Below are 15,719 nucleotides of genomic sequence, written 5' to 3' on the forward strand. Positions count from 1 at the left end.
AGGAATAAACTTGGGAGAAGATTCTGTTCTCGGTTTTCATCTTGTAGGGATTCTTGCTTTTTCCCTATCTACCCAGATCTTTTTCTTTTTGGCAACCCTTGTCTTGTCAGGTTTTGACCCACTTGTGTCCGTCAGTCAGATATGGAACAGAAACTCGAATAGATAACTCTGGTAATAGAATAATCTCACCGAACAATTGTTTATGGCTTACTAATTTAGATAATTTTAAGCGGCACGAAGATATAAAACTTACAAAAAGATATTTTGGCAACGAATTTCAATATCCAAAATATGACAATTATGATGGAATTAATATTAATAAAACACAAGACATACCAATAGATTATAAGGGATATATGGGGGTGCCAATAACATTTTTACATAAATTTAATCCCGACCAATTTGAAATAATTAAATTCAGGAAAGGGAATGATGATAAAGATTTATCAGTAAATGGGAAATGTCCGTATTTTAGAATACTAATCAAGAATAAACGAATACAAACTGAATATATTGATTTAACTGACAAAGAAAGATAAGGTATAACAAATCGTTGTACCTGACATTTTTCCGCTACGATCCAAAATGTCGGTGAAATCGATCGTTATGCTCCAAACTTAGTGCGATGTCGAAGGCACTGCTACGCAATGCGATCGCCATCGCCGTAGGGTGCGTTCCCTAATCTGGCTCCTACTACTCCACTAATAGATTTTGGGGAACGCACCATGCACATTGATTGAAACTGTGGGTTAAAGTGCGGTCGCCGATCTTAATAAGCTATATTAACAACAATACTTAAAGAGAAGGCTTAAAATGGTTAAATCAACTTTGTACACGACAGCAAAAGTCCTACCGGGAAATAGAATTGAAATTGAATCTCCAGAACTGACTGTAGGACAAACTGTTGAGGTGGTTATTTTGGTTGAAGAAGTTAGTTCTGATTATTCCACCACCGAAGATATATCTCCATCCTTAAAACAGCGTCTTGCTTTTCTGAAGTTACCAATGACTGAACGGAGGAATATTCTCAAAAGTCAAGCCGATATAATGCTCTCTCACTATCAACAAGATTCTGAATGGCAGGAGTTAATGGCCGGTGACATCATTGAGTATTAACCCTGAGCTGCCAAAACGTGGAGAAATTTGGTTAGTCAACTTCGATCCTACTGTTGGTGCAGAAATCAAAAAATTGCGTCCTGCCGTCGTCATCAGTTCCGATTCAGTAGGAAAGCTTCCTATCAAGCTTATTGCTCCTATTACAGACTGGAAAACATATTTTTCAGCAAATTTCTGGCCCGTTAAAATTGAACCTAACAGTATCAATGGATTGAATAAAGCTTCTGCAATTGATACTCTTCAACTAAGGGGGGTGGATTTACAAAGGTTTATTCATAAATTAGGGAGCGTTTCTGAAATTACAATGCTGGAAATTGTAGCCGCCGTTGCTACTGTAATCGAATTTGAGGTCTAACAAATCATTGCACCCGACCAACAAAAAGCGACTGATGCTGGAAAATAGACCAAAATAGCGGTTGAATTCAGCCGTTAGCGATCGACCGCGCTACGCACCGATCGGGTGAAAGAAATTAGATAAATTCAACGCCGTATAAACTCCTCGTCAATAGCAAATCAGGTTATACTTCATCTTTCTGAAAACACCGCAAAAGTTAACGCACCTCAACTGTAGCACTGGCATCATTGCCGAACACATCCACTAACTGGACAGCGATCGCTCGTTTCCCTGCTGCCAACCCCAGTGCAGTCTTAACGAGTAATTTAGATAGTCAACAGCTTATCGATCCCATTTTTACCTATTCTAAGCGCAGGATTTCTCCACCTCTGGCTAGAGATAATTCTGCTGCCTGGAGGATTTTGACTAATTCCGTCCCTACCGATCCCGAAGATACAGGAGAATCGACCCCCGTAGCCACCGATGCTAAAAAATGTTCGCACAATGCTTTCAGGGGTTCACCATCGGCAATAGGGATAGATTCCGTCTCCTGTCCCCGGGGAATAAAATAGGCTTCCTGACGTTCAAAATAGCCCTTTTGTCGGGTTAAAGGCGATCGAGAGTCTAATTCATTGAAAATTAAAGTCCCTTCGCTGCCAACTATCCCTAAACGTCGCTGTTTATCGGGATTCAACCAACAAAGGTGAATAGTCGCTTGAAAACCATCGCCATAGATCAGGGTTAACCAGACTAAATCGGCTAGATTAGGTTGTAGCCAGAAGGTTCCCCTTGCCTGTACTAATACAGGAGTACTATTTAGCCAATGATTAAAAATCGAGATATCGTGAATAGCCAGATCCCACAAAGCGGACACATCCTGACGAACTGGCCCCAGGTGGGTGCGAGTGGCATAACCATAAAGAGGTTTACCGATACCCCCGGATTGCAGGACTTTTTGTCCGGTGATAACGGCCGGATGAAAAAGATAGGTATGATCAACTAATAAAATACGCTGTTTTTTCGCCGCTAATGCCGTTAATTCGCCACATTCTTGGGGATTGAGGGTTAAGGGTTTTTCGGCAAGGACGTGATAACCTAAATTAAGAGCATCTTTAATCAGGGGATAATGGCTGATGGCAGGAGTAACGACGACTACGGCCGAGATTTCGGGGTGAAGACGAATTGATTCCCAGTCATTGGCTAAAATAACTTTATTAGTATCGAGATTAAATTGATCGCGACAGAGATGAAGTTTTTCAGGGGAGGGGTCAACGATCGCCACTACTTGTGCTGAGGGATGTTGAGAAAAATGACGGACGAAATGGACTCCCCAACGTCCTACCCCTAAGATAGCGATTCCTGTGGACATTTTGCTTACTCAGATAAATCAATCTAGTTTATTTTAAAAGGATTAGGCGCAATTGTTCATTGATTCTGAGAACTGGAAGGGATTATGTTAAAATTTTTTATCGATCGAGGGGGAACTTTTACCGATATCGTGGCGATAATCGATCGACCAGAAATTATTGAACGACTAGCTAGAGATGCCGCTAGATTTCTGATTGTTCCCCTTGCCGATCAACAGTGGATTGTTCTTTATAAACTGCTCTCGGAAAATCCCGAAAAATACCCAGATGCAGTCATTCAAGGGATCAAAGATATTAGTGGTTCCCTAGATAACATCGAAGTGATTAAAATGGGAACAACGGTAGCCACCAATGCGCTGTTAGAAAGAAAAGGAGAGCGCACGGTTTTGTTAATCACCAAAGGTTTTAAAGATGCCTTGAGAATTGGCTATCAAAATCGCCCCGATATTTTTGCCCGTCAAATTATTCTTCCTTCTTTATTATACGAACAAGTTATCGAAGTGGCCGAACGGTATGATCGTCAAGGACAAGAATTAATCGCCGTTAATCCCGCCCAAGTTAAAGCCGATTTAATACCAGTTTATCAAGGGGGTATCCGAAGTTGTGCGATTGTTTTTATGCACAGTTATCGTTATCCCGACCACGAAAAACAAGTGGCAGCCATTGCCGAAGAAATCGGCTTTACTCATCTAGCCATTTCCCATCAAGTCAGTCCTTTAATGAAACTGGTATCCCGGGGAGATACCACGGTAGTCTCTGCCTATTTATCGCCAATTTTACGCCGCTATGTTGATAGTATTAGCCAGCAATTACCGAAAACTAGCTTGTTATTTATGAAATCCGATGGCGGTTTAGTCACTGCCGATAAATTTCAGGGTAAAGATAGCATTTTATCTGGTCCTGCGGGGGGAATAGTTGGGGCAGTACAAACCAGTTTAAGGGCGGGATTTAGCAAAATTATCAGTTTTGATATGGGAGGAACTAGCACCGATGTTTCTCATTTTCAAGGGGAATACGAGCGCCAAACAGATAACGAAATTGCCGGCGTAAGAATGCGAGCGCCGATGTTAAGTATTCACACCGTGGCCGCTGGTGGAGGTTCGATTTTAGTCTATGATGGTTATCGTTTTCGGGTCGGACCAGAAAGTGCCGGAGCTAATCCGGGACCTGCCTGTTATCGACGGGGTGGACCATTAACAATTACCGATGCTAATGTTTTGTTAGGAAAAATTCAAGCCGCCTATTTTCCCGCTATTTTTGGACAAGAGGGAAATTTACCCCTAGATAGAGAGATTTTGCTGACAAAGTTTCAAGAATTGGCGGCAACAATGGGGGGTAATAATAGTCCTGAAATGTTGGCTGCCGGGTTTATTCAAATTGCCGTGGAAAATATGGCTAATGCGATTAAAAAAATCTCTCTACAAAAGGGTTATGATCTCAGTGATTATACTCTTTGTACCTTTGGCGGTGCCGGGGGTCAAGTGGCCTGTTTAATTGCCGATACTCTGGGAATGAAAAGTATTTTTCTCCATCCCTATGCCGGGGTTTTAAGCGCCTACGGCATGGGTTTGGCCGATTTGAGGGTAATTAAAGAAAAAGCGATCGAACAGGGGTTAAATGCCGATTTAATCGGGCAGTTGCTCACGGAAATGAACGAATTAGAAGTTTTAGCGGGTCGGGAATTAGAGGATTATAATCAGGTGCGGCAGCAAGTTAGTTTAAAATATCAAGGCAGTGATGCCACTTTAGCGGTTAATTTTAGCGATCAAATGCGTCAGGATTTTGAACGGGAACATCAAAGACGTTATGGGTTTAAGCAAGAACAAAAAGCTTTAATTGTTGAGTCGATTGCCGTGGAATTGATCCAGACTATGGACAGTCCCAAAGAAGCAATTTTAACTCGCTCCCGTCCGATGGGAGAATTACCTCCTATGCTCGATCGAGTAGCGGTTTTTATGGCTAATCAATGGCGAGAAACGCCAATTTATCAGCGTTCAGATCTGCAACCTTTTGATTGTCTCGCCGAACCCGCAATTATTATCGAAAAAATCAGCACGATTGTGATTGAACCGGGTTGGATGGCAAAATTAACGGAGAAAAATCATTTAATTCTCTCCAAAGATTAACTAATTGAACTACTTAGAAATATCTACGGCAGTTAACCTAATTAATCAATTCTCATTTCGCCGAGGTATTTACGGAGATAGGGAGAAAAAACCTCGTAAATCAGGGTAAGGGGTTGGCGAGCGTGCCAAAATAGGTAATGACGACCCCAAAATGCTCCTTTTTCCCCAAAAGCTATTTCTAATTCCGGGGAATGACCGTAATAAAGTCCCTGCACATCGCGATACAATTCCGTGTGCAGCCGCGAGAGACTTTCCCAAATCGGTAGGGAACGATTTTCTAGATATTCGTCCACTTGATTGGCAGACCACCAAGAAGCGGCATAGGCTAACCTTTGACCACTAGCTGTGCGTAACCAGACTTGACGACGCAATCTCGGCCCCGGAATCAGGCTAATTTTCATCGGTGCGCCATCCTCATCGTCGCCGATGGGGGACATATCGATCACATCCACTTCCGTTTTTTCACCGGTTAAAAGTTGTAAATGACGGGTGGGAGAACCATCGCCGAGAATTAAAATCTGCCACGGGGGTGCGAGTTGGCTATGGGGTAAACCTTGTTTAACATCGGTTTCGTCTCCTTGCCAGAGAGGGGACAGGGAGTACCAAGGACGATTAAGCAGGGGCTTTTCTTGGGGGCGGAGGATAGCAGTCAAGGTTTGTTACAAAACTTTATGATTTTTTCATTAATCATAACACGGGATTTTTGTCCGCCGGCGATAAAAGCGATCGCCTTGCTCCAATCCTCTCTAACTTTTCGGTTAGCATAGGCACTTTTGCCAAAGGAGATTGACTATTTGGATTTTAACGATAGAAAGGTATCAATATCTGGAGGAATTTTTGTAATCTTCTCAGGGCAATTAATTGTCGAATCTTGGGATTAATTTGGGGGGGATAAATGCTGGTGGCTAATTGTTCTTCTAGTAAGGCATATTCTGCCGCAGTTAGGGGTTGATTATCAAGGGGCGAGCGAGCCGAAGTGATAATTTCTGCTCGTAAAACTTCTTCGGGAATATCTTCAGGAGCGGGCAAAGCAAGGGCTTTTAGGGGCGATAAGAAACCGATCGAGATGAGAATAATAATTTTGGTCGTTCGCTGCATTTAATTTAAACCGGGGGGCAATTTTTCCCGACACTGTTGATGAATTTCCCCGATTCTAGCAAACAACCAGGGATATTTTTGACGATAACTGGGAATTAGAGCCAGAGGACTGAGTAGGGCAGTGGCGGCAATATCGGCTACACTTAATTTATCCGCCACCAAATAGGGCTGATTTTGCCAATATTCTAGAATCTTGAGGGCATTTTCTAGTCGCTCCTCCGCTAGTTTTACCCTTGCCGGGGTGATTTTATATTGTTGTCGCACGATATTAATAATTATTTGACTACTCAGGGAAGGATCGATCGCTTTTCCCTCTCCAGCGCGATAATTATAATAGACAAATCTAGTCGCTACTCCAATACTTTCATCTAACCAATCCTCTAGTAACCAAGCTTGATTTTTCTCCTTTTCACCATCGGGAATAAAAGAGGGGAAAGGAACTACTTTTTCTAAATATTTTAAAATGGCAGTAGAATCGGCAATAATCTCATCTGCTGCCATTAAAACGGGGACAGTGGTTAACCCTTTAGTTAGGGGACTGAGTTTGAGAATATGTAGTCCGGGGGTGAGATTTTCTACTTGGTAATCAATCCCCTTATAACCTAGAGCTAAACGAGCTTTGCGACAGTAATGAGATGTGCTAAATTGAAGTAAAAGCATTAAGTGTTGTTGGTTGCTATAGTAGTTATCAGTCATCAGTTATCAGATTTGAGTTTTAAGTTCACTGTTTACTGTTTACTGATCACTCTGTTTACTGAATTGGCAATAGGTCTATACTATGAGCAAACCCTCCCTTTTTTCGGCTGTTTCTCGTCCTTATGCGACTAATTCACAAGCAAAAGATCCCTGGTTAGCTGTCAATCTCTCGATGTTTTTCCCCGGTTTGGGACAATGGTATGCTAACAAAAACCAAAAAGCAACCCTTTTGGCAATCGCTCAAGTAATATTAATAATTGTGACAATTTGGTCAATTTTTAGCCACAATGGCCATGTAAGCTGGGGATTAGGGGGAATAGTTGCTCTGGTTATCGTTTACATTAGCAATATTTTTGACGCTCACTGGACTGTTTATTATTCCAGACAGAATAACAGCTTAGAGAAAATTCCCCGCCAACAAAAAAACCCATGGTTTGCCGTCTTCGCTAACCGGATTATACCGGGGTTAGGGCAATTGTACGCCGATAAGGTGATCTTAGGGATAATTTTTCTGACTATATCCCTGATTACCCTGAAAATAGATGATTTTTTGGACAATATACTCTTTCTTACCCCTTTAATTACAGCAATCGCTGTTTATCATGTTTATCACACTTTCCCCGATCAATTCCATCCCCATCGTCACACCTATCGTTCCATTTTGGCGCTGATGGTGGCAGCAATTTTTACTTGGGGAATTATCTGTAATTATTTTCCCGATTGGTTACATCAAAGAATAGAATTTTTCGAGATTCCGAGCGAATCCATGCTGCCTACCCTCGCAGTAGGTGATCGCATTTTCGTCAGTCAATCCAGTAATTATCAAGCGAAAAGAGGCGATATAATTGTTTTTAGAACTCCCGAAAAAATTAAGCAACTAGAGCCTAATTCTGGAGATTTTTTTATCAAACGAGTCATCGCTATTTCTGGGGATACCATTGAAATCCGCAGGGGTAAAGTTTATCTCAACTGGCAAGTTATCGAGGAACCCTACACCGCCGAGTTAGCCAATTATGAAATAGAATTTATGACTGTACCCCCAAAAACCCTGTTTGTTTTGGGAGATAATCGTAACCATAGTTTTGATTCCCATGCTTGGGGTTTTTTGCCGGAAAGTTATATCGTTGGTCAAGCCTATAAAGTTTACTGGCCTCTCGATCGTGTCCAGTCTTTGCTATGATGGGGATGACTAAGTTGTTGACTATCTGAATTACTCGTTAAGACTTCATGGGAGCAGGGAGAGGGGGGTTGAGCATTTGTCCTAAAGTTTACAATACGCAGTTTAAATGCAGTACAGCATCCCTTGAATTGTTACTGAAAAATTACCACTGGTGCTAGAGAATTAGACTCAATCTTTTTTGGATTAATATGCTCTTAAAATTCCCTCAAAAGCTGAAAATTAAGCGAATAATATTATTAGTATTCTGGCTAGGAATAGGGATATTTTTCTGGTGGTTATCGTGGCAATCCCCCGGGATAAGCCAAATTCAACGACCCGAAACAGTTGCTCAACAAATTTATCAAGCAATGCCAGATTTACCGAAAGAAAACAACTATACCCGTCGAGATACAGGGGCGATAGATCCGAATAATACTTTAATCAGTCGCTTTCTTCGTTATCATCAAGATACAAAAAAAAGGTTTACTCTCATCCGTTTTGATTGGCAATTAACCCTAGGGGATTATCTAGGAGTGAACGAGAAAATCAGCGAAGAAAACTATCCCGGACAAGCCACCCTTACCGTTAATCCCATGGCTGCCGATATCAAAGCGATTAACAGTCTTAATCGTCGTCAAAGGCAGCAGTTAGTCACCCTTCTAGTCGAAATTTATAACCCCGCCATTCTCCCCCAAGAAACCCCCAATCCTAGCCCTTCTCCTAGTCCTTCTCCCCGTCGTCCATCTTTATCAAAACCGGGAGATGCCGACCTATTAAAATTCTAGAAAATTATGGAAAAAATTCTCAAATATGGTTCAGGTTGGCGACTCGGTTGGGATCCTAAGGCAGCCATTTATAAAGGATTAATTGGTGGCGATGATTGGGCGATCGAATTGACCGAGGCCGAGTGGCAAGATTTGCGTCGGTTACTATCACAATTGACCGCAACTATGGCGGCCATGGCCACAGAATTAATGGATGAAGAAAGTATTGCTTGTGAAGCGGAAAGCGAGCTTTTATGGTTAGAAGCGGCAGGATTTCCCGATAATTATTCCCTGCGATTTATTCTCTATCAAGGTCGCGGTTGTGAGGGCAATTGGTCGGCCACTGCCCTGCCAGAGTTGCTCGCCGCTTGGGACAATTTGCTTTACAATTTTTAAGAAAGCGGTGGGCATAAGTTAATTTTTGTCTCCCCCTCTTGACGTTTTGATTCCCCTGTGCTGCTATGCTTGCCCATCCGAGGACGAGGACCGATAATCTCACCTACACCCCGCCCCCATTGCTGAAAAACGGTTTTGCCATGACTCTCTATGTGGCCCTAAAAGCGCGAGAAACCTGGCAAAATACGATCGCTATTCCCGAACCAGTCTATCAAGAAACCATTTTCACCGGGGCCAATGCCGTCCCTATCTACGGGATTGTTTCCATTCCCCCGCAAGGGAAGGGAACAATTATCGGCACCTACGGCATCACGGGAGACTTAGATAATCAATGGTTTTTAAGAATTTTAGGCAGAAAAGCCGTAGCGAGAAACTACGCAGTCGTCCTCTTCGATTGGCGCGCCCACGGTAAGACAGCCGAATTATCCCCGACTCTCACCTCCGATGGCATCTATGAAGGGCTAGATTTCATTCATATTGCCGCCCAAGCCCAAAAAATGGGCTGTCCTGCTCCTTTTTGGTTCACGGGTTACTCTCTGGGGGGACAATTGGCCCTCTGGGGAATTAAATCGGCAGAGAATCAGGAAGATATGGGGATCGATCCCGTCGATATCGGTGGTGGTGCGGTAATTTGTCCTAATTTAGACTCTAATCGTTCTTTATCCTATCTCGTCCGGGATCCCTGGGGGAAACATTTGGAAAAAGCGATCGCCAGGGAATTACGCAAGTTAGCCAAACGCATCCATCAAGCTCATCCCGATCATATCGATCCCGAAGCAATTACTCGCGCCACCACGATTGCAGGATTCGATCGAGAATTAGTGATTCAAAACTTAGGATTTGAGACAGTTTTTGACTATTATGCCGCTAGTAGTCCCTTGCCCTTTCAACCCTATTTAACTAAACCCACTTTTATCCTCTACGCGGCCGATGATCCCCTCTTTTCCCCCGCAGTTATTCCCGATCTGCAAGCAGCGATCGCCGATAATCCCCACGTCGATCTACTCTTAACCAACTATGGCGGTCATGTGGGTTATATCAGCAGTTTATCCTGTCAGCGTCAGTGGGGCGATAGCGATCGCTGGTGGGCATGGAATCGGGTTTTAGACTGGTTTGACCAAAAAACTGGCAAATAATACTAAATCCGTTGAGTATAGGTTACATATCACGATAGGCACTCATGCAAGAGGGGGAATAAATAATCAGTTTTTAATAACCAGATTTAGTATCAAAGGCCACTAGAAACTCCTCCACCTGTTCCCGAGTCGGTTGGGATGCGATCGCTCCTGCCCCCCTTGTCACCATTGCCCCCACCGCACAGGCATAAATCACCGCCTTACGGGCTAAATCGGCATTTTCCCCAATTTTATCGCCTCCAAGACCGGCACGAGCCAAAAAACCCGCCACAAAGCCATCTCCTGCCCCGGTTGTATCCACCACCTCCCCAGGAAAAGCCTCGACAGTGCCGCTATTTTTGCCTAAATGATATTTACAACCTTTTGCGCCGCCAGTAACTAGAATTGCCCCTAAATTGGGGTATTGTGATGATATTTCTCCGGGGGTATCAGTGCCAAATAACCATGCTGCTTCTTCCTCGCTACATTTGAGCAAATCGGCCCGGAAGATAAAATCTCGAATCCGATCAGGAGCGGCCTCAAGATTAGGCCAAAAAACCGGCCGCCAGTTGATATCGATCAATACTTTCACCCCGTAAATTTTAGCTAATTCGAGGGCGCGCATCATCGCCGCTCTCGCCGGGGGATAGGCTAACCCTAGGGTTCCCATAACTAGATAATCGGCATTTTTAAACATATTTTCGGCTAATAAGTCACCATTAAGGGCAGTATCGGCAAAATCCGTCGTTTTAATGCCGCCAAAACCCGCAAAATGTCTGTCTCCCCCAGCATCGCGGGTGACATAAACTTGTCGGGTGGGTAGGGTGGCATGATACTGTACACCAGTAGTATCGACTCCGAGAGCGTCTAGCAAGGCGATTAACTGTTCCCCTCGTTGATCTTTGCCCACACAACCGATAAAAGCCGAATTTATGCCCAATTTTCGCAATCCACAGGCCACGTTTGCCGGCGCACCCCCGGCATAGGTTGTCCAAGAAGTCACTTGCTCTATAGAGCGCTCGCTTTGATCGGCAATTAGATCAAAGAGGATTTCCCCTAAACAAATGACAGACACTGGCGAAGATCTTTGATTGTTAAGCATTGGTGTGGGAAGTGGGGTGTGGGGTGTGGGAAGTGGGGTGTGGGGTGTGGGGTGTGGGGAAGTGGGGTAATGGGGAAGTGGGGTAATGGGGAAGTGGGGAGATGGGGTAATGGGGAAGCTGTCTCATCACCCTATCACCCCAAAACCCTATCACCCTATCTCCTCCTGACGACCGACTCCCGCTCACTGATTAATAACTTGTCAAGAAATCACGATAAATCAACTAGAGATTATCTGAGGCATTGAGTATAATCAAACACATAGATTAGGGGAAATTGCTCATAAATCAGTCCGATCGAGCGTGAATCCTCTTTTATTTTTTAGTCTTAGACTAAGGAAATATCATGGTTGATTGTAGTCAGATTCAGTTTGACGAGGATAAAAGCAAGATAGATCTATCGCAACTACGAGAATTATTTAATTTAACCGCATTTTGGGCAATCGATCGCCGTTTAGAAGATTTAGAAACCGCAATTGACTATAGTGATCCGGTGGTGACGGTGTGGAATGAGCGGCAATTAATTGGTTTTGCTCGCGCCATTTCTGACGGCATTTATCGGGCAACTATTTGGGATGTGATTGTTCATCCCGATTACCAGGGAGCGGGTTTAGGGCGTAAATTAGTAGAAACAGTCTTGGCCCATCCCCGAATAAATCGGGTGGAAAGAGTCTATTTGATGACTACTAATCAAGAAAATTTTTACCGGCGCATTGGTTTCCAAAGCAACGCCACCACGACGATGGTATTATTTAATCGTTATCCCGAGGAGTTTTCCTATCCGGCGATCGAGGTAAAGAAAAAACGATCCGTGTGAGCTTGTCCTGACTATTGTTATCGATTTGATCTAAGCTCATTTCCCCCCCCGATACTTCGATAATGCCTTTCGCTAACTGGAATTTAAGACCGGGAGAAAGACCGAGAGCTTGAGTAAATTGTTTGACTTCTTCTGGCTTTGATTCTAAACTCAAAGGGGAAATTTCTGGCATTTGCCAGAGAGCGATTTCCCCGGGAAATTCTAGGGTAATAGTGACTTTTTTCTCGCCAAGGGCGCTTACCGATATACAAATAGAGCCGCTCGCTAAGTTGGTGATCGCTGCATCGACGAGAAGGACAAGAGCGGAGGATAAACGTTGATAATCGGCAATAATAGCAATATCATCGGTTAAAGGGCTAAATTTAAGCTTAATATTGCTATTAGCTGCCTGTAAATAGGTTAAACTTGCCCAATCTTGCCAGAGTTTAGTTAAAGAAAAAATTTCTTGATCGAGAGGTATAGTACCAGACTCTAGTTTGGAGAGATTAATCATCTCATCGAGCATTGCCATCAGTTTACAGCCCGCCAGTTGCCCCTGGGCGATAAATTCCCTTTCCTCGGCCGGACTTTCACAAAGATCGGCGAGAATCAGTTGATGGAGACTGATCATACTGCTCAATGGCGATCGCAATTCGTGGGCAACCCGTCCCAAAAAACTGCTTTTGAGGTGATTAATTGCCACGGCCATCTGATAAGCGAGGCGAGTTTGCTGTAATTCCCGTTTTAAAGCGTCAATATCGTCCATATTTACAGAAAAACTGCCCCTTGTCGTAAGATATCCCATCCTTGACATTGCCAACGCGCGACGGTGGAGGGTTGTCCACTATTGATTATTCCCCATGCTTGCCTTTCTGTGGGCGCTAACACCGTCACCGAGGGAAAAGTAGTCATAATCGCTTCTGGAGTCAATAAAGGCTCTTGTCCTGACAGATTAGCACTTGTGGTCGCTAAAACACCAGTTCGACCAAGAATTTCTCGTGCGATCGCATGAGCGGGAACTCGGATACCAATCGTGCTAGGATTTTTAGGGTTAAGAACTTTTGGTACTTTTTCAGCAGCAGGTAAAACCAAAGTTAGGGAGCCGGGCCAGTATTTTGCGGTCATTTGCCGCCAAATTTCCCTTTCTTCCTGATTTCCCTCGACGTAATCCCATAAATCTGCTGCTGAGGCCGCCATGAGAATTAAGGGTTTATCAAAAGTCCGTTTTTTAGCGGCAAAAATTAAGGCAGCATAGGGGGGAGAAACTGCTAAAGCGGGAACCGTATCCGTGGGAAAAGAAACCACTTGACCACTTAGGGCCGCGTGAACAATTTCGTTAAGAGAAGCAGTAGGCATTGAGAATTGAGCATTTTTGGGGACTAATTTAGCCTAAAACTTTTTGGTACAATTTTAAACGGGTAGGGTTGATTCATGAATCAACCCTACCTTGAATCAACCCTACCTTGAATCAACCCTACTTGATCAGCGGGGTATCTGAAAGTTTTTAACACCTACCTACTTATCTCCAACCAATTAGCGACGATTAATTATGAATGAGTCTGATACTTTGGCTAATCTCGAACAATTAGAATATATTCCCTACCTAGATACCACGGGTAATATCTGTGCTGATTTCCAGGGAAAAATCGGGGTTTATGCCATTTTTGATCGAGAACAAGTCTTAGAGTTTGTCGGCTATTCTCGTGATATTTATCTCAGTTTAAAACAACATCTTGCCCGACAGCCCCAAGCTTGTTATTGGCTAAAAATACAGTTGATTGATCGTCCTAATCGGACTATTCTCGAATCGATTAAACAAGCTTGGCTAAGAGAAAGTCAGGCAGTAATCGACAATGAAAAACTCTGGACAGAACCAATTGATGCTAAATTAGCCATGACTGAGACAGAAAAAGAATTTTATCAAAGTGCTGACGAATTGGGGCAAATCAAGTTATTAAAACAGGTATCCAGACGAGTAGAAAACGATATTTTATCAACCCTAGAAAAACGGGGAGTACAGATGGAAATTCGTTTTAATCCCAAGTTAAAAGAACAGGGTTTGCTCGATTTAAAGTAAAAATTACTAGGAGCGATCGATTCTCCAGACAAACCGCTATGATAGTATATCGCCCCATCCCGACACCAATGGAACAGCGATGACCACTCCAGACTGGCCAAACCTACTGCAGCAACTACTCGATCGAAAATCCCTTTCCCTTAACCAAGCTGAAGAATTAATGACCGGATGGTTAAACGGCCAGATTCCGGAAGTTTTATCGGGGGCGATTTTAGCGGCTTTGCAAGCAAAAGGAGTCTCGGCCGCGGAATTAGCGGGAATGGCCGGAGTTTTACGGCAACAATCTCGCTTAGAAGACCCTAAACCCCATACTACTCCCGTTATCGATACCTGTGGCACCGGCGGTGACGGGGCCGCAACTTTTAATATTTCCACTGCTGTGGCTTTTGTGGCGGCCGCCGGGGGCGTAAAAGTGGCTAAACACGGCAATCGCTCGGCCTCCAGTAAAGTCGGTTCGGCCGATGTTTTAGAATATCTTGGGGTTAATTTGAGCGCCCCTAGCGAGAAAGTAGCGGCGGCTTTAGATGGGGTGGGAGTGACCTTTCTTTTTGCCCCCGGTTGGCATCCAGCCCTGAAAAGTGTGGCTAATCTCCGCAAAACCCTGAAAGTTCGCACGGTTTTTAATCTTCTGGGCCCTCTAGTTAATCCTCTCCGTCCCACAGGTCAAGTTATCGGGGTTTATGACCGGCAATTTCTCACCCCCATGGCCACGGCTTTAGCACAAATGGGAACCCCAAAGGCGATTATTGTTCACGGCCGGGAAAAACTCGACGAGGTGGGGTTAGGAGATCTGACCGATATGGCTTTATTAAATAATGGCGAGGTGATTTCTGCGGCGATCGATCCCTTGTCAATTGCTATCCCCAGAGCCAGTTTAAATGCCCTTAAAGGCGGGGAAGTACCAGAAAATGCCGAAATCCTCAAAAATGTCCTGCAAGGGGGTGGAACGCCGGCTCAACGGGATGCTGTGGCGATTAATGCCTCTCTTGCCCTACAGGTGGCAGAAAAGGTCACTTTTGGCGACCATGCTGCCGGTTTCGCCCTCGCTTGCGACATTTTAGCCAGTGGGTTAGCTTGGCAAAAATTAGAGGAGTTGGTTAAGTTTCTCGCCTAGGACAATTCACAGGAGTCAGGAGACTCCGAGACAGGAGATTGCTTTTATTTATTCTCCCTATCTCCCCACTTCCCCACTCTGCAATAATTACTCGCAGCCAGAAATACGTTGGGCATATCATACTTTGTGCTTTTTGTCAAAAAAACTTTTTTTTTGCAATAAAACTACATAAAAAAAAGATCATCACTGCTGGTGAAATTGACTGATTTACCCGTTTCAATTAGGATACCCTTCTAGGTGTGGCAAAGGTTTCAACCCTTGCTGGTCAAAAAAGCACAGAATAACCCACTATGAAATTCAGTAAAATCGCTGTAACCATCATAACATCGTTGTTAAATAAAAATCTTTCTCAATTAATTCTTAAGAATTTATAAATATTGCGGAATGTTAATTTAAATATTCTCAAGTTTTTGCAGTCAATAAATAATTTTTGCTTATCTTTGTCGGAAAATAGAACTCTC

At 43.6% G+C, this 15,719-nt stretch carries 17 protein-coding genes and 1 pseudogene; 11 read left to right on the forward strand and 7 right to left on the reverse strand.

Annotation, left to right across the window (positions count from 1 at the left end):
• Positions 1-140: 140 nt before the first annotated feature.
• From IM477_RS11205 to IM477_RS11215, 3 genes and pseudogenes are all read left to right on the forward strand, one after another.
• Positions 141-539 (forward strand): annotated as a pseudogene (locus IM477_RS11205) (adenine-specific methyltransferase EcoRI family protein); the annotation flags it as partial.
• A 274-nt stretch (positions 540-813) separates the two neighbouring features.
• Positions 814-1,116, forward strand: a complete 303-nt coding sequence (locus IM477_RS11210; protein ID WP_004163167.1) for a hypothetical protein — start codon at positions 814-816, stop codon at positions 1,114-1,116.
• Positions 1,097-1,471: a type II toxin-antitoxin system PemK/MazF family toxin gene (locus IM477_RS11215; protein WP_287731763.1), complete on the forward strand. Its 375-nt coding sequence runs from the start codon at positions 1,097-1,099 to the stop codon at positions 1,469-1,471. Before IM477_RS11210 ends, IM477_RS11215 begins: the two co-directional genes overlap by 20 nt.
• A 340-nt stretch (positions 1,472-1,811) precedes the next feature.
• Here IM477_RS11215 and IM477_RS11220 read toward each other — a convergent pair whose 3' ends face one another.
• Positions 1,812-2,819, reverse strand: coding sequence for a Gfo/Idh/MocA family protein (locus tag IM477_RS11220; RefSeq protein ID WP_287731764.1), 1,008 nt, complete (start codon positions 2,817-2,819; stop codon positions 1,812-1,814).
• A gap of 84 nt (positions 2,820-2,903) precedes the next feature.
• On the opposite strand from IM477_RS11220, the gene IM477_RS11225 reads away from it, so the two are divergent.
• Positions 2,904-4,943 (forward strand): hydantoinase/oxoprolinase family protein, encoded by a 2,040-nt coding sequence (locus IM477_RS11225; protein ID WP_287731765.1) that lies wholly within the window; start codon positions 2,904-2,906, stop codon positions 4,941-4,943.
• Between the two features lie 41 nt (positions 4,944-4,984).
• Here IM477_RS11225 and IM477_RS11230 read toward each other — a convergent pair whose 3' ends face one another.
• The 3 genes from IM477_RS11230 to IM477_RS11240 all read right to left on the reverse strand — a co-directional run bounded on the left by IM477_RS11230 (position 4,985) and on the right by IM477_RS11240 (position 6,701).
• Positions 4,985-5,596: a chorismate lyase gene (locus IM477_RS11230; RefSeq protein WP_287731766.1), complete on the reverse strand. Its 612-nt coding sequence runs from the start codon at positions 5,594-5,596 to the stop codon at positions 4,985-4,987.
• 148 nt (positions 5,597-5,744) lie between these two features.
• Positions 5,745-6,041: a glutathione S-transferase gene (locus IM477_RS11235; RefSeq protein ID WP_147071506.1), complete on the reverse strand. Its 297-nt coding sequence runs from the start codon at positions 6,039-6,041 to the stop codon at positions 5,745-5,747.
• Entirely contained in the window at positions 6,042-6,701 is a 660-nt protein-coding gene (locus IM477_RS11240; RefSeq protein WP_287731775.1) for a glutathione S-transferase family protein, read from the reverse strand. It lies immediately after the preceding gene.
• Positions 6,702-6,819: 118 nt separating this feature from the next.
• Here IM477_RS11240 and lepB point away from each other — a divergent pair, with 118 nt between their 5' ends.
• The 4 genes from lepB to IM477_RS11260 all read left to right on the forward strand — a co-directional run bounded on the left by lepB (position 6,820) and on the right by IM477_RS11260 (position 10,192).
• Positions 6,820-7,917, forward strand: a complete 1,098-nt coding sequence (lepB, locus tag IM477_RS11245) for a signal peptidase I (RefSeq protein ID WP_287731767.1) — start codon at positions 6,820-6,822, stop codon at positions 7,915-7,917.
• Positions 7,918-8,105: 188 nt separating this feature from the next.
• Positions 8,106-8,681 carry a hypothetical protein gene (locus tag IM477_RS11250; RefSeq protein WP_287731768.1) on the forward strand — a complete coding sequence of 192 codons (576 nt, stop codon included), beginning with the start codon at positions 8,106-8,108 and terminating at the stop codon, positions 8,679-8,681.
• A 6-nt stretch (positions 8,682-8,687) separates the two neighbouring features.
• Positions 8,688-9,056 (forward strand): DUF1818 family protein, encoded by a 369-nt coding sequence (locus tag IM477_RS11255; RefSeq protein ID WP_002758115.1) that lies wholly within the window; start codon positions 8,688-8,690, stop codon positions 9,054-9,056.
• A 65-nt stretch (positions 9,057-9,121) separates the two neighbouring features.
• The gene (locus tag IM477_RS11260) at positions 9,122-10,192 is read left to right on the forward strand and encodes a YheT family hydrolase (protein WP_287731769.1); all 1,071 of its coding nucleotides are present in this window, start codon (positions 9,122-9,124) and stop codon (positions 10,190-10,192) included.
• 73 nt (positions 10,193-10,265) lie between these two features.
• Here the strand turns inward: IM477_RS11260 and IM477_RS11265 are convergent, their stop codons facing one another.
• Positions 10,266-11,273: a carbohydrate kinase family protein gene (locus IM477_RS11265; RefSeq protein ID WP_287731770.1), complete on the reverse strand. Its 1,008-nt coding sequence runs from the start codon at positions 11,271-11,273 to the stop codon at positions 10,266-10,268.
• Positions 11,274-11,617: 344 nt separating this feature from the next.
• On the opposite strand from IM477_RS11265, the gene IM477_RS11270 reads away from it, so the two are divergent.
• Positions 11,618-12,088 carry a GNAT family N-acetyltransferase gene (locus IM477_RS11270; RefSeq protein ID WP_002758109.1) on the forward strand — a complete coding sequence of 157 codons (471 nt, stop codon included), beginning with the start codon at positions 11,618-11,620 and terminating at the stop codon, positions 12,086-12,088.
• Here the strand turns inward: IM477_RS11270 and IM477_RS11275 are convergent.
• The gene (locus IM477_RS11275; RefSeq protein WP_287731771.1) at positions 12,024-12,881 is read right to left on the reverse strand and encodes a sensor histidine kinase; all 858 of its coding nucleotides are present in this window, start codon (positions 12,879-12,881) and stop codon (positions 12,024-12,026) included. The genes IM477_RS11270 and IM477_RS11275 overlap by 65 nt on opposite strands.
• On the reverse strand, positions 12,836-13,423 hold the full coding sequence (locus IM477_RS11280; protein WP_287731772.1) for an L-threonylcarbamoyladenylate synthase: 588 nt from the start codon (positions 13,421-13,423) through the stop codon (positions 12,836-12,838). The genes IM477_RS11275 and IM477_RS11280 overlap by 46 nt, the downstream gene beginning before the upstream one ends.
• A gap of 193 nt (positions 13,424-13,616) precedes the next feature.
• On the opposite strand from IM477_RS11280, the gene IM477_RS11285 reads away from it, so the two are divergent.
• Both IM477_RS11285 and trpD read left to right on the forward strand, forming a co-directional pair.
• Positions 13,617-14,144: a GIY-YIG nuclease family protein gene (locus IM477_RS11285; protein ID WP_287731773.1), complete on the forward strand. Its 528-nt coding sequence runs from the start codon at positions 13,617-13,619 to the stop codon at positions 14,142-14,144.
• 79 nt (positions 14,145-14,223) lie between these two features.
• Complete coding sequence (gene trpD, locus IM477_RS11290) at positions 14,224-15,258, forward strand: anthranilate phosphoribosyltransferase (protein WP_287731774.1); 1,035 nt, start codon at positions 14,224-14,226, stop codon at positions 15,256-15,258.
• Positions 15,259-15,719 lie beyond the last annotated feature (461 nt).

Source organism: Microcystis sp. M090S1 (assembly GCF_020246295.1).
GTDB lineage: Bacteria > Cyanobacteriota > Cyanobacteriia > Cyanobacteriales > Microcystaceae > Microcystis > Microcystis aeruginosa.

What these genes read in the sequence shown, in the direction of transcription:
- IM477_RS11285 (WP_287731773.1), top strand. Translation starts at nt 13,617, where the DNA reads ATGAATGAGTCTGATACTTTGGCTAATCTCGAACAATTAGAATATATT.
- IM477_RS11235 (WP_147071506.1), bottom strand. Translation starts at nt 6,041, where the DNA reads ATGCAGCGAACGACCAAAATTATTATTCTCATCTCGATCGGTTTCTTA.
- IM477_RS11280 (WP_287731772.1), bottom strand. Translation starts at nt 13,423, where the DNA reads ATGCCTACTGCTTCTCTTAACGAAATTGTTCACGCGGCCCTAAGTGGT.
- trpD (WP_287731774.1), top strand. Translation starts at nt 14,224, where the DNA reads ATGACCACTCCAGACTGGCCAAACCTACTGCAGCAACTACTCGATCGA.
- IM477_RS11240 (WP_287731775.1), bottom strand. Translation starts at nt 6,701, where the DNA reads ATGCTTTTACTTCAATTTAGCACATCTCATTACTGTCGCAAAGCTCGT.
- IM477_RS11265 (WP_287731770.1), bottom strand. Translation starts at nt 11,273, where the DNA reads ATGCTTAACAATCAAAGATCTTCGCCAGTGTCTGTCATTTGTTTAGGG.
- IM477_RS11255 (WP_002758115.1), top strand. Translation starts at nt 8,688, where the DNA reads ATGGAAAAAATTCTCAAATATGGTTCAGGTTGGCGACTCGGTTGGGAT.
- IM477_RS11270 (WP_002758109.1), top strand. Translation starts at nt 11,618, where the DNA reads ATGGTTGATTGTAGTCAGATTCAGTTTGACGAGGATAAAAGCAAGATA.
- IM477_RS11210 (WP_004163167.1), top strand. Translation starts at nt 814, where the DNA reads ATGGTTAAATCAACTTTGTACACGACAGCAAAAGTCCTACCGGGAAAT.
- lepB (WP_287731767.1), top strand. Translation starts at nt 6,820, where the DNA reads ATGAGCAAACCCTCCCTTTTTTCGGCTGTTTCTCGTCCTTATGCGACT.
- IM477_RS11260 (WP_287731769.1), top strand. Translation starts at nt 9,122, where the DNA reads ATGCTTGCCCATCCGAGGACGAGGACCGATAATCTCACCTACACCCCG.
- IM477_RS11250 (WP_287731768.1), top strand. Translation starts at nt 8,106, where the DNA reads ATGCTCTTAAAATTCCCTCAAAAGCTGAAAATTAAGCGAATAATATTA.
- IM477_RS11225 (WP_287731765.1), top strand. Translation starts at nt 2,904, where the DNA reads ATGTTAAAATTTTTTATCGATCGAGGGGGAACTTTTACCGATATCGTG.
- IM477_RS11275 (WP_287731771.1), bottom strand. Translation starts at nt 12,881, where the DNA reads ATGTCAAGGATGGGATATCTTACGACAAGGGGCAGTTTTTCTGTAAAT.
- IM477_RS11220 (WP_287731764.1), bottom strand. Translation starts at nt 2,819, where the DNA reads ATGTCCACAGGAATCGCTATCTTAGGGGTAGGACGTTGGGGAGTCCAT.